Here is a 12,205-nt window from a genome sequence, read left to right as displayed (position 1 = left end):
GAAAAAGCGAAGCGGCACTGCTCTTTAACAATTTATCAGACAATCTGTGTGGGCACTCAGAGTGACATGGATTCTTAACGTCGCAAGACGAAAAATGAATACCAAGTCTCAAAGAGTGAACACGTAATTCATTACGACGTTTAATTCTAAGAGCATCAAACTTAAATTGAAGAGTTTGATCATGGCTCAGATTGAACGCTGGCGGCAGGCCTAACACATGCAAGTCGAACGGTAACAGGAAGCAGCTTGCTGCTTTGCTGACGAGTGGCGGACGGGTGAGTAATGTCTGGGAAACTGCCCGATGGAGGGGGATAACTACTGGAAACGGTAGCTAATACCGCATAATGTCGCAAGACCAAAGAGGGGGACCTTCGGGCCTCTTGCCATCGGATGTGCCCAGATGGGATTAGCTTGTTGGTGAGGTAACGGCTCACCAAGGCGACGATCCCTAGCTGGTCTGAGAGGATGACCAGCCACACTGGAACTGAGACACGGTCCAGACTCCTACGGGAGGCAGCAGTGGGGAATATTGCACAATGGGCGCAAGCCTGATGCAGCCATGCCGCGTGTATGAAGAAGGCCTTCGGGTTGTAAAGTACTTTCAGCGGGGAGGAAGGGGTTAAGGTTAATAACCTTAGCCATTGACGTTACCCGCAGAAGAAGCACCGGCTAACTCCGTGCCAGCAGCCGCGGTAATACGGAGGGTGCAAGCGTTAATCGGAATTACTGGGCGTAAAGCGCACGCAGGCGGTCTGTCAAGTCGGATGTGAAATCCCCGGGCTCAACCTGGGAACTGCATTCGAAACTGGCAGGCTTGAGTCTCGTAGAGGGGGGTAGAATTCCAGGTGTAGCGGTGAAATGCGTAGAGATCTGGAGGAATACCGGTGGCGAAGGCGGCCCCCTGGACGAAGACTGACGCTCAGGTGCGAAAGCGTGGGGAGCAAACAGGATTAGATACCCTGGTAGTCCACGCCGTAAACGATGTCTATTTGGAGGTTGTGCCCTTGAGGCGTGGCTTCCGGAGCTAACGCGTTAAATAGACCGCCTGGGGAGTACGGCCGCAAGGTTAAAACTCAAATGAATTGACGGGGGCCCGCACAAGCGGTGGAGCATGTGGTTTAATTCGATGCAACGCGAAGAACCTTACCTGGTCTTGACATCCACAGAACTTGGCAGAGATGCCTTGGTGCCTTCGGGAACTGTGAGACAGGTGCTGCATGGCTGTCGTCAGCTCGTGTTGTGAAATGTTGGGTTAAGTCCCGCAACGAGCGCAACCCTTATCCTTTGTTGCCAGCGGTCCGGCCGGGAACTCAAAGGAGACTGCCAGTGATAAACTGGAGGAAGGTGGGGATGACGTCAAGTCATCATGGCCCTTACGACCAGGGCTACACACGTGCTACAATGGCATATACAAAGAGAAGCGACCTCGCGAGAGCAAGCGGACCTCATAAAGTATGTCGTAGTCCGGATTGGAGTCTGCAACTCGACTCCATGAAGTCGGAATCGCTAGTAATCGTGGATCAGAATGCCACGGTGAATACGTTCCCGGGCCTTGTACACACCGCCCGTCACACCATGGGAGTGGGTTGCAAAAGAAGTAGGTAGCTTAACCTTCGGGAGGGCGCTTACCACTTTGTGATTCATGACTGGGGTGAAGTCGTAACAAGGTAACCGTAGGGGAACCTGCGGTTGGATCACCTCCTTACCTTAAAGAACCTGCCTTTGTAGTGCCCACACAGATTGTCTGATGAAAAGTAAAAAGCAAGGCGTCTTGCCGAAGCAGACTTCAGTGTCCCCTTCGTCTAGAGGCCCAGGACACCGCCCTTTCACGGCGGTAACAGGGGTTCGAATCCCCTAGGGGACGCCACTTGCTGGTTTGTGTGAGTGAAAGTCGCCGGCCCCTGTATCTCAAAACTGACTCAGCGAGTCATGTTTGAGATATTTGCTCTTTAAAAATCTGGATCAAGCTGAAAATTGAAACGACACACCGTTAATGGTGTGTTCGAGTCTCTCAAATTTTCGCAACACGATGATGAATCGAAAGAAACATCTTCGGGTTGTGAGGTTAAGCGACTAAGCGTACACGGTGGATGCCCTGGCAGTCAGAGGCGATGAAGGACGTGCTAATCTGCGAAAAGCGTCGGTAAGGTGATATGAACCGTTATAGCCGGCGATGTCCGAATGGGGAAACCCAGTGCAATTCGTTGCACTATCGTTAACTGAATCCATAGGTTAACGAGGCGAACCGGGGGAACTGAAACATCTAAGTACCCCGAGGAAAAGAAATCAACCGAGATTCCCCCAGTAGCGGCGAGCGAACGGGGAGCAGCCCAGAGCCTGAATCAGCATGTGTGGTAGTGGAACGGTCTGGAAAGGCCGGCGATACAGGGTGACAGCCCCGTACACAAAATTGCATGTGCTGTGAGCTCGATGAGTAGGGCGGGACACGTGGTATCCTGTCTGAATATGGGGGGACCATCCTCCAAGGCTAAATACTCCTGACTGACCGATAGTGAACCAGTACCGTGAGGGAAAGGCGAAAAGAACCCCGGCGAGGGGAGTGAAAAAGAACCTGAAACCGTGTACGTACAAGCAGTGGGAGCCTCTTTATGGGGTGACTGCGTACCTTTTGTATAATGGGTCAGCGACTTATATTCTGTAGCAAGGTTAACCGAATAGGGGAGCCGAAGGGAAACCGAGTCTTAACTGGGCGTTAAGTTGCAGGGTATAGACCCGAAACCCGGTGATCTAGCCATGGGCAGGTTGAAGGTTGGGTAACACTAACTGGAGGACCGAACCGACTAATGTTGAAAAATTAGCGGATGACTTGTGGCTGGGGGTGAAAGGCCAATCAAACCGGGAGATAGCTGGTTCTCCCCGAAAGCTATTTAGGTAGCGCCTCGTGAATTCATCTCCGGGGGTAGAGCACTGTTTCGGCTAGGGGGCCATCCCGGCTTACCAACCCGATGCAAACTGCGAATACCGGAGAATGTTATCACGGGAGACACACGGCGGGTGCTAACGTCCGTCGTGAAGAGGGAAACAACCCAGACCGCCAGCTAAGGTCCCAAAGTCATGGTTAAGTGGGAAACGATGTGGGAAGGCTCAGACAGCCAGGATGTTGGCTTAGAAGCAGCCATCATTTAAAGAAAGCGTAATAGCTCACTGGTCGAGTCGGCCTGCGCGGAAGATGTAACGGGGCTAAACCATGCACCGAAGCTGCGGCAGCGACACTAAGTGTTGTTGGGTAGGGGAGCGTTCTGTAAGCCTGTGAAGGTGTGCTGTGAGGCATGCTGGAGGTATCAGAAGTGCGAATGCTGACATAAGTAACGATAAAGCGGGTGAAAAGCCCGCTCGCCGGAAGACCAAGGGTTCCTGTCCAACGTTAATCGGGGCAGGGTGAGTCGACCCCTAAGGCGAGGCCGAAAGGCGTAGTCGATGGGAAACAGGTTAATATTCCTGTACCAGGTGTTACTGCGAAGGGGGGACGGAGAAGGCTATGTTGGCCGGGCGACGGTTGTCCCGGTTTAAGCGTGTAGGTGTGTGTTCCAGGTAAATCCGGTTCACTTTAACACTGAGGCGTGATGACGAGGCACTACGGTGCTGAAGTGACAAATGCCCTGCTTCCAGGAAAAGCCTCTAAGCATCAGGTAACATCAGATCGTACCCCAAACCGACACAGGTGGTCAGGTAGAGAATACCAAGGCGCTTGAGAGAACTCGGGTGAAGGAACTAGGCAAAATGGTGCCGTAACTTCGGGAGAAGGCACGCTGATATGTAGGTGAAGCGATTTACTCGTGGAGCTGAAATCAGTCGAAGATACCAGCTGGCTGCAACTGTTTATTAAAAACACAGCACTGTGCAAACACGAAAGTGGACGTATACGGTGTGACGCCTGCCCGGTGCCGGAAGGTTAATTGATGGGGTTATCCGTAAGGAGAAGCTCTTGATCGAAGCCCCGGTAAACGGCGGCCGTAACTATAACGGTCCTAAGGTAGCGAAATTCCTTGTCGGGTAAGTTCCGACCTGCACGAATGGCGTAATGATGGCCAGGCTGTCTCCACCCGAGACTCAGTGAAATTGAACTCGCTGTGAAGATGCAGTGTACCCGCGGCAAGACGGAAAGACCCCGTGAACCTTTACTATAGCTTGACACTGAACACTGGTCCTTGATGTGTAGGATAGGTGGGAGGCTTTGAAGCGCGGACGCCAGTTCGTGTGGAGCCATCCTTGAAATACCACCCTTTAATGGCTGGTGTTCTAACGTGGGCCCGTAATCCGGGTTGCGGACAGTGTCTGGTGGGTAGTTTGACTGGGGCGGTCTCCTCCTAAAGAGTAACGGAGGAGCACGAAGGTTAGCTAATCCTGGTCGGACATCAGGAGGTTAGTGCAAAGGCATAAGCTAGCTTGACTGCGAGCGTGACGGCGCGAGCAGGTGCGAAAGCAGGTCTTAGTGATCCGGTGGTTCTGAATGGAAGGGCCATCGCTCAACGGATAAAAGGTACTCCGGGGATAACAGGCTGATACCGCCCAAGAGTTCATATCGACGGCGGTGTTTGGCACCTCGATGTCGGCTCATCACATCCTGGGGCTGAAGTAGGTCCCAAGGGTATGGCTGTTCGCCATTTAAAGTGGTACGCGAGCTGGGTTTAGAACGTCGTGAGACAGTTCGGTCCCTATCTGCCGTGGGCGCTGGAGAATTGAGGGGGGCTGCTCCTAGTACGAGAGGACCGGAGTGGACGCATCACTGGTGTTCGGGTTGTCATGCCAATGGCACTGCCCGGTAGCTAAATGCGGAAGAGATAAGTGCTGAAAGCATCTAAGCACGAAACTTGCCCCGAGATGAGTTCTCCCTGACCCTTTAAGGGTCCTGAAGGAACGTTGAAGACGACGACGTTGATAGGCCGGGTGTGTAAGCGCAGCGATGCGTTGAGCTAACCGGTACTAATGAACCGTGAGGCTTAACCTTACAACGCCGAAGCTGTTTTGGCGGAATTGAGAGAAAATTTTCAGCGTGATTACAGATTAGATTAACCGGCGAAAGGCGGGTTAATAAACAGAATTTGCCTGGCGGCTGTAGCGCGGTGGTCCCACCTGACCCCATGCCGAACTCAGAAGTGAAACGCCGTAGCGCCGATGGTAGTGTGGGGTCTCCCCATGCGAGAGTAGGGAACTGCCAGGCATCAAACAAGTGAAGAGCCCATCCTGACGGATGGGCTTTTTTGCGTCCGTCACCTGTCGGATCATTTTATCGAATAACGTCATCCCGCCATAATACAAGCCATACTGCGGCATATGCGGTAAACTAACCGCGATTTTGCATCAGGAAAGCCTCTATGAATCACTCCCTTAAATCCTGGAATACTTTTGGCATCGATCAAAATGCCAATGAGATTGTTTGCGCCGAAAATGAACAACAACTACTTAGCGCCTGGCAATCTGCCAATGCGTTGCATCAGCCGGTACTGATACTGGGTGAAGGGAGTAACGTCCTGTTCCTTGACGCCTTCCGCGGGACAGTGATCGTCAATCGTATCAAAGGCATTGAAGTAACAGAGCAACCAGACGCGTGGTTATTGCATGTCGGTGCGGGTGAAAACTGGCATCATCTGGTTCAGCATACACTACGTCTTGGCATGCCGGGGCTGGAAAACCTGGCGCTGATCCCCGGCTGCGTAGGGTCTTCACCGATCCAGAATATTGGTGCTTACGGCGTGGAGCTCCAGCGAGTGTGTGATTATGTTGACTGTGTTGAGCTGGCGACAGGAAAATCGCGGCGCGTGAGTGCGGCGGAATGTCGCTTTGGCTATCGTGACAGTATCTTTAAACATGAATACCAGGATCGCTACGCGATCGTTGCGGTGGGGTTACGTCTGACTAAGCAATGGCAACCAGTGTTGACCTATGGCGACCTGACGCGTCTGGATCCGGCCACGGTAACGCCCCAGCAGGTGTTTGATTCGGTTTGCCATATGCGTATAACAAAACTGCCCGATCCAAAAGTGAACGGTAATGCGGGCAGCTTTTTTAAAAACCCCGTCGTGGCAAAGGATGTGGTTGAGGCACTGCTGTCTCAGTTTCCGAATGCCCCTCATTACCCTCAACCTGATGGTTCAGTAAAACTGGCGGCTGGCTGGCTCATTGACCAATGTGAGTTGAAAGGCGTGGGTATCGGAGGGGCAGCCGTACATCGTCAACAGGCGCTTGTACTTATTAACGCGGCTAACGCGACAAGCGAAGATGTGGTCAATCTCGCGCACCTGGTGCGTGCGAAAGTCGGTGAGAAATTTAACGTCTGGCTGGAGCCTGAAGTACGCTTCATCGGGCAGAGTGGCGAAGTCAATGCTGTGGAGATCATTGCATGAAGGATAATACCGTTCCTCTGATGCTTATCTCCTTACTGGCCGATGGCGAGTTTCATTCCGGTGAGCAACTGGGTGAACAGTTGGGGATGAGCCGGGCGGCCATCAATAAACATATCCAGACTCTACGTGACTGGGGAGTTGATGTCTTTACCGTGCCAGGCAAAGGATACAGTTTACCGGAGCCGATTCAGTTGCTGGATTCTGACCGCATCTACAGTCAGTTGGATTGCGGCACGGTGGCTGTGCTGCCGGTTATTGATTCCACCAATCAGTACCTGCTGGACCGCATCGATCTATTGCAGTCTGGCGATGCCTGCGTGGCGGAATACCAACAGGCAGGTCGTGGACGTCGTGGACGTAAGTGGTTTTCCCCCTTTGGCGCAAACCTTTATCTTTCAATGTTCTGGCGTCTGGAGCAGGGGCCGGCCGCCGCGATCGGCTTAAGCCTGGTGATCGGTATCGTAATGGCTGAGGTTCTGTGTGATCTGGGTGCGGACAAGGTACGGGTGAAGTGGCCTAACGATCTCTACCTGTTGGATCGCAAACTGGCGGGGATCCTGGTTGAGTTAACGGGTAAGACGGGCGATGCTGCGCAGATCGTCATCGGCGCCGGCATTAACATGGCAATGCGCCGTGTGGAAGAAGGCGTGGTGAATCAGGGATGGATTACGTTGCAGGAAGCTGGGATTACGCTCGATCGCAATACGCTGGCGGCAAGGCTCATTCGTGAATTACGTACCGCGCTGGAGTTATTTGAGCAAGAAGGACTGGCTCCTTATCTTTCCCGTTGGGAAAAGCTGGATAACTTTATCAATCGCCAGGTTAAACTGATAATCGGTGACAAAGAAATATACGGTATTTCACGAGGTATCGATGCGCAGGGCGCATTACTTCTGGAACAGGATGGCATTATAAAACCGTGGGTTGGGGGAGAAATCTCCCTGAGAAGCGCTGAATAATTAAAAAGGGAGCGAAAGCTCCCTTTTTAATTATTTTCGCAGGCGAACCTGCTCGACGGCATGATTGGCGCTCTTGGTCATAATCAGACTCGCGCGCTCACGCGTGGGTAGAATATTTTGTTTTAAATTCAGCCAGTTAATTTCTTTCCATAATGAGGTGGCCGTATTGATCGCCTCCTCTTTCGTCAGTTTCGCGTAGTTATGGAAATAAGAGTCAGGGTCGGTAAACGCCCCCTCGCGGAATTTAAGAAAACGATTGATATACCATGTCTGCAGTAACTCTTCCGGTGCATCAACATAAATAGAGAAGTCGACGAAGTCCGAAACAAATACATGATGAGGGTCATGTGGATAGTCCATCCCGCTCTGCAGAACATTGAGTCCTTCGAGAATTAATATATCGGGTTGGGCCACGGTTTTATCCCCATCAGGGATCACATCATAAATCAGATGCGAATAAACCGGAGCGGTTACGTTTGGCACGCCGGATTTGAGATCGGAGACAAACTTGACCAGACGATGCATGTCATACGATTCCGGAAAACCTTTCTTCTTCATTAACCCACGGTCTTTTAATACCTGGTTTGGATGAAGAAAACCATCCGTGGTGATCAGTTCAACGCGACGATGTTCTGGCCAACGGCTCAGTAACGCCTGTAATACACGCGCAGTGGTACTTTTCCCCACCGCTACGCTGCCAGCAATACTGATGATATAAGGGATACGCTCACCGTTCGTGCCCAGAAACTGTTCGAGAACAGCCTGACGACGCAGGTTCGAGCTGATATAGAAGTTAAGCAAACGCGACAAGGGCAAATAGATCTCTGCAACTTCTTCCAGCGATAAATCTTCATTAATCCCTTTTAACCGTGCGATCTCTTCTTCAGTGAGGGTCATCGGCACGGAATCACGAAGCGCAGCCCACTGGTTGCGGTCAAACTGTAGGTAAGGCGTCATTAACGTTTGCTCTTTTATACTCATAAGCATGTTTCTGGCTGTCATTACACCATCAGGGCAGTGATAAAAAGCGCGTCATCCCCGGCATGCAATGGCACGTCGCATTTCAGTTAATTTGGACAATGGGCAGGAGGGTAACACCAGATGGGGGGGAATAATAAGAAAAAATCTCTTCTGAACGTCATTCCCTGAAACGCAATGTGACGGATATTCCAGATGTACAGGCGATGATTTGGTGCGTTGAAGTACCACCCGATGCAGGTGGGAGGAAATGGACTGCCAGATAATGTCGAAATTTTATGCTAAGCTGACTGAAAATACGCCATTTTTTGGTCGTATAGTGCAAAATGTGAGCGATAGAACATTTTATGCAATTTTTTAGTTGCATGAGCACGCAGGTCTCCATAGAATGCGCGCTACTTGATGCCGACTTAGCTCAGTAGGTAGAGCAACTGACTTGTAATCAGTAGGTCACCAGTTCGATTCCGGTAGTCGGCACCATCAAGTCCGGTGGGGTTCCCGAGCGGCCAAAGGGAGCAGACTGTAAATCTGCCGTCACAGACTTCGAAGGTTCGAATCCTTCCCCCACCACCACTTTCTGGCAGCAATTGCTGTCTGAGCTGGTTACGAAAATAATCGGCTCGAATGAGAAAAGAGACTTGTCTCTTTTTTTGTTACAGAAAGAACTGGGTAGCCGAGTTTCAGGATGCGGGCATCGTATAATGGCTATTACCTCAGCCTTCCAAGCTGATGATGCGGGTTCGATTCCCGCTGCCCGCTCCAGACGTGCTGATATGGCTCAGTTGGTAGAGCGCACCCTTGGTAAGGGTGAGGTCCCCAGTTCGACTCTGGGTATCAGCACCACTTCACTTCTCCTCCCCGTGTTTTCTCTGTAACGACTCAATGATTCAACAGTTCAGGCATATCGCCTGGTTGATGTGGTGATATCACCGATTTATCCGTGTCTTAGAGGGACAATCGATGTCTAAAGAAAAGTTTGAACGTACAAAACCGCACGTTAACGTCGGTACTATCGGCCACGTTGACCATGGTAAAACAACGCTGACCGCTGCCATCACTACCGTACTGGCTAAAACCTACGGCGGTGCTGCTCGCGCATTCGATCAGATCGATAACGCGCCGGAAGAAAAAGCTCGTGGTATCACCATCAACACTTCTCACGTTGAATATGACACCCCGACTCGCCACTACGCACACGTAGACTGCCCGGGCCACGCCGACTATGTTAAAAACATGATCACCGGTGCTGCGCAGATGGACGGCGCGATCCTGGTTGTTGCTGCGACTGACGGCCCGATGCCGCAGACTCGTGAGCACATCCTGCTGGGTCGTCAGGTAGGCGTTCCGTACATCATCGTGTTCCTGAACAAATGCGACATGGTTGATGACGAAGAGCTGCTGGAACTGGTAGAAATGGAAGTTCGCGAACTTCTGTCTCAGTACGATTTCCCGGGCGACGACACCCCGATCGTTCGTGGTTCTGCTCTGAAAGCGCTGGAAGGCGACGCAGAGTGGGAAGCGAAAATCATCGAACTGGCTGGCTTCCTGGATTCTTACATCCCGGAACCAGAGCGTGCGATTGACAAGCCGTTCCTGCTGCCGATCGAAGACGTATTCTCCATCTCCGGTCGTGGTACCGTTGTTACCGGTCGTGTAGAACGCGGTATCATCAAAGTGGGCGAAGAAGTTGAAATCGTTGGTATCAAAGAGACTGCCAAGTCTACCTGTACTGGCGTTGAAATGTTCCGCAAACTGCTGGACGAAGGCCGTGCGGGTGAGAACGTTGGTGTTCTGCTGCGTGGTATCAAACGTGAAGAAATCGAACGTGGTCAGGTACTGGCTAAGCCGGGCACCATCAAGCCGCACACGATGTTCGAATCCGAAGTGTACATCCTGTCCAAAGACGAAGGCGGCCGTCATACTCCGTTCTTCAAAGGCTACCGTCCGCAGTTCTACTTCCGTACAACTGACGTGACTGGCACCATCGAACTGCCGGAAGGCGTTGAGATGGTAATGCCGGGCGACAACATCAAAATGGTTGTTACCCTGATCCACCCGATCGCGATGGACGACGGTCTGCGTTTCGCAATCCGTGAAGGCGGCCGTACGGTAGGCGCAGGCGTTGTTGCTAAAGTTCTCAGCTAATCGCTGATAACATTTGACGCAATGCGCATTAAAAGGGCATCATTTGATGCCCTTTTTGCACGCTTTCGAACCAGAACCTGGCTCATCAGTGATTTTATTTGTCATAATCATTGCTGAGACAGGCTCTGAAGAGGGCGTTGAGCCCGGAATGCCCCCAATGCATTTCGGCACAAGGTTGACTGGTTAGCCTCGCATTCGCGGGGTGAAATTATTTGTAGAATACTTCTGACAGGTTGGTTTATGAGTGCGAATACCGAAGCTCAAGGGAGCGGGCGTGGCCTGGAAGCGATAAAGTGGATCGTGGTTGTGGCATTGCTGCTCGTGGCAATTGTTGGCAACTATCTTTATCGTGACATGATGCTGCCGCTGCGTGCGCTGGCCGTAGTAATTCTGATTGCTGCAGCGGGTGGTGTCGCGCTGTTGACGACAAAAGGTAAAGCTACCGTTGCTTTTGCCCGCGAAGCGCGTACTGAAGTACGTAAGGTCATTTGGCCGACTCGCCAGGAAACATTGCACACCACGTTGATTGTGGCTGCGGTTACCGCAGTAATGTCACTGATCCTGTGGGGACTGGATGGTATTCTGGTTCGCCTGGTTTCCTTTATCACTGGCCTGAGGTTCTGAGATGTCTGAAGCTCCTAAAAAGCGCTGGTACGTCGTTCAGGCGTTTTCCGGTTTTGAAGGCCGCGTAGCAACATCGCTGCGTGAGCATATCAAATTACACAATATGGAAGAGTTGTTTGGCGAAGTCATGGTGCCGACCGAAGAAGTGGTCGAAATCCGTGGTGGTCAGCGACGTAAGAGCGAGCGTAAATTCTTCCCGGGTTATGTGCTGGTCCAGATGGTCATGAATGACGCGAGCTGGCACCTGGTGCGTAGTGTACCGCGTGTGATGGGCTTTATCGGCGGTACATCTGACCGTCCGGCGCCGATCAGCGACAAAGAAGTTGATGCGATTATGAATCGCCTGCAGCAGGTGGGTGATAAGCCGCGGCCGAAAACGCTGTTTGAACCGGGTGAGATGGTGCGTGTCAACGATGGTCCGTTTGCTGACTTTAATGGCGTCGTTGAAGAAGTGGACTATGAGAAGTCCCGCCTGAAAGTATCCGTTTCTATCTTCGGTCGTGCGACCCCGGTAGAACTGGACTTTGCACAGGTTGAAAAAGCCTAAGTAGCGATCAAAAAAGCGGCGATTTAATCGTTGCACAAGGCGTGAGATTGGAATACAATTTCGCGCCTTTTGTTTTTATGGGCCTGGCCCGTAGAACGAATTTTTATATCACGGGGAGCCTCTCTGAGGCGCTATCACCCAACAGAGGAAATTGAGAATGGCTAAGAAAGTCCAAGCCTACGTCAAGCTGCAGGTTGCAGCTGGTATGGCAAACCCGAGTCCGCCGGTTGGTCCTGCTCTGGGTCAACAGGGTGTTAACATCATGGAATTCTGCAAAGCGTTCAACGCTAAGACTGATTCCATCGAAAAAGGTCTGCCAATTCCGGTTGTTATCACCGTTTACGCTGACCGTTCTTTCACCTTCATTACCAAAACGCCTCCGGCAGCCGTTCTGCTGAAGAAAGCGGCTGGTATTAAGTCTGGTTCCGGTAAGCCGAACAAAGACAAAGTAGGTAAAATTTCCCGCGCTCAGCTGCAGGAAATCGCGCAGACCAAAGCTGCCGACATGACTGGTGCCGACATTGAAGCGATGACTCGCTCCATTGAAGGTACTGCACGTTCCATGGGCCTGGTAGTGGAGGACTAAG

7 protein-coding genes, 5 tRNA genes, 3 rRNA genes and 1 pseudogene are annotated in these 12,205 nt (G+C 51.8%); 14 read left to right on the top strand and 2 right to left on the bottom strand.

Annotated elements, in window-relative coordinates:
* Positions 1–163: 163 nt before the first annotated feature.
* The 6 genes from HVZ37_RS21040 (at position 164) to birA (ending at position 7,324) form a co-directional block, all read left to right on the top strand.
* Positions 164–1,705 (top strand): 16S ribosomal RNA (locus HVZ37_RS21040).
* An 86-nt stretch (positions 1,706–1,791) separates the two neighbouring features.
* Positions 1,792–1,867, top strand: a tRNA-Glu gene (locus HVZ37_RS21035).
* Positions 1,868–2,063: 196 nt separating this feature from the next.
* Positions 2,064–4,969 (top strand): 23S ribosomal RNA (locus HVZ37_RS21030).
* A gap of 97 nt (positions 4,970–5,066) precedes the next feature.
* Positions 5,067–5,182 (top strand): 5S ribosomal RNA (rrf, locus tag HVZ37_RS21025).
* The 16S, 23S and 5S rRNA genes sit together here with 1 tRNA gene alongside, the layout of an rRNA operon.
* A gap of 154 nt (positions 5,183–5,336) precedes the next feature.
* On the top strand, positions 5,337–6,365 hold the full coding sequence (gene murB, locus HVZ37_RS21020; protein WP_044268480.1) for a UDP-N-acetylmuramate dehydrogenase: 1,029 nt from the start codon (positions 5,337–5,339) through the stop codon (positions 6,363–6,365).
* Positions 6,362–7,324 carry a bifunctional biotin--[acetyl-CoA-carboxylase] ligase/biotin operon repressor BirA gene (gene birA / locus HVZ37_RS21015; RefSeq protein ID WP_181627942.1) on the top strand — a complete coding sequence of 321 codons (963 nt, stop codon included), beginning with the start codon at positions 6,362–6,364 and terminating at the stop codon, positions 7,322–7,324. Before murB ends, birA begins: the two co-directional genes overlap by 4 nt.
* 30 nt (positions 7,325–7,354) lie before the next feature.
* Here birA and coaA read toward each other — a convergent pair whose 3' ends face one another.
* Together coaA and HVZ37_RS23190 are read right to left on the bottom strand one after the other, a co-directional pair.
* On the bottom strand, positions 7,355–8,305 hold the full coding sequence (gene coaA, locus HVZ37_RS21010) for a type I pantothenate kinase (RefSeq protein ID WP_061069505.1): 951 nt from the start codon (positions 8,303–8,305) through the stop codon (positions 7,355–7,357).
* A gap of 259 nt (positions 8,306–8,564) precedes the next feature.
* A pseudogene (locus HVZ37_RS23190) lies at positions 8,565–8,687 on the bottom strand (hypothetical protein); the annotation flags it as partial.
* A gap of 19 nt (positions 8,688–8,706) precedes the next feature.
* On the opposite strand from HVZ37_RS23190, the gene HVZ37_RS21005 reads away from it, so the two are divergent.
* From HVZ37_RS21005 to rplK, 8 genes are all read left to right on the top strand, one after another.
* A tRNA-Thr gene (locus HVZ37_RS21005) sits at positions 8,707–8,782 on the top strand.
* A gap of 8 nt (positions 8,783–8,790) precedes the next feature.
* Positions 8,791–8,875 (top strand) — tRNA-Tyr (locus HVZ37_RS21000).
* Between the two features lie 114 nt (positions 8,876–8,989).
* Positions 8,990–9,064, top strand: a tRNA-Gly gene (locus tag HVZ37_RS20995).
* Between the two features lie 5 nt (positions 9,065–9,069).
* Positions 9,070–9,145: transfer RNA gene (locus HVZ37_RS20990), tRNA-Thr, on the top strand.
* A gap of 117 nt (positions 9,146–9,262) precedes the next feature.
* Positions 9,263–10,447 (top strand): elongation factor Tu, encoded by a 1,185-nt coding sequence (gene tuf / locus HVZ37_RS20985; RefSeq protein WP_042998968.1) that lies wholly within the window; start codon positions 9,263–9,265, stop codon positions 10,445–10,447.
* Between the two features lie 240 nt (positions 10,448–10,687).
* Complete coding sequence (gene secE, locus HVZ37_RS20980) at positions 10,688–11,071, top strand: preprotein translocase subunit SecE (protein WP_012907759.1); 384 nt, start codon at positions 10,688–10,690, stop codon at positions 11,069–11,071.
* A gap of 1 nt (position 11,072) precedes the next feature.
* Complete coding sequence (gene nusG / locus HVZ37_RS20975) at positions 11,073–11,618, top strand: transcription termination/antitermination protein NusG (protein WP_003862341.1); 546 nt, start codon at positions 11,073–11,075, stop codon at positions 11,616–11,618.
* A gap of 157 nt (positions 11,619–11,775) precedes the next feature.
* Positions 11,776–12,204, top strand: a complete 429-nt coding sequence (rplK, locus tag HVZ37_RS20970; protein ID WP_012133815.1) for a 50S ribosomal protein L11 — start codon at positions 11,776–11,778, stop codon at positions 12,202–12,204.
* Position 12,205 lies beyond the last annotated feature (1 nt).

The organism is Citrobacter sp. RHB35-C17, from assembly GCF_013816795.1.
GTDB lineage: Bacteria > Pseudomonadota > Gammaproteobacteria > Enterobacterales > Enterobacteriaceae > Citrobacter_A > Citrobacter_A amalonaticus.
The sequence above is the reverse complement of the archived record's forward strand: the minus strand, read 5'-3'. Positions and strand labels throughout refer to the sequence as shown.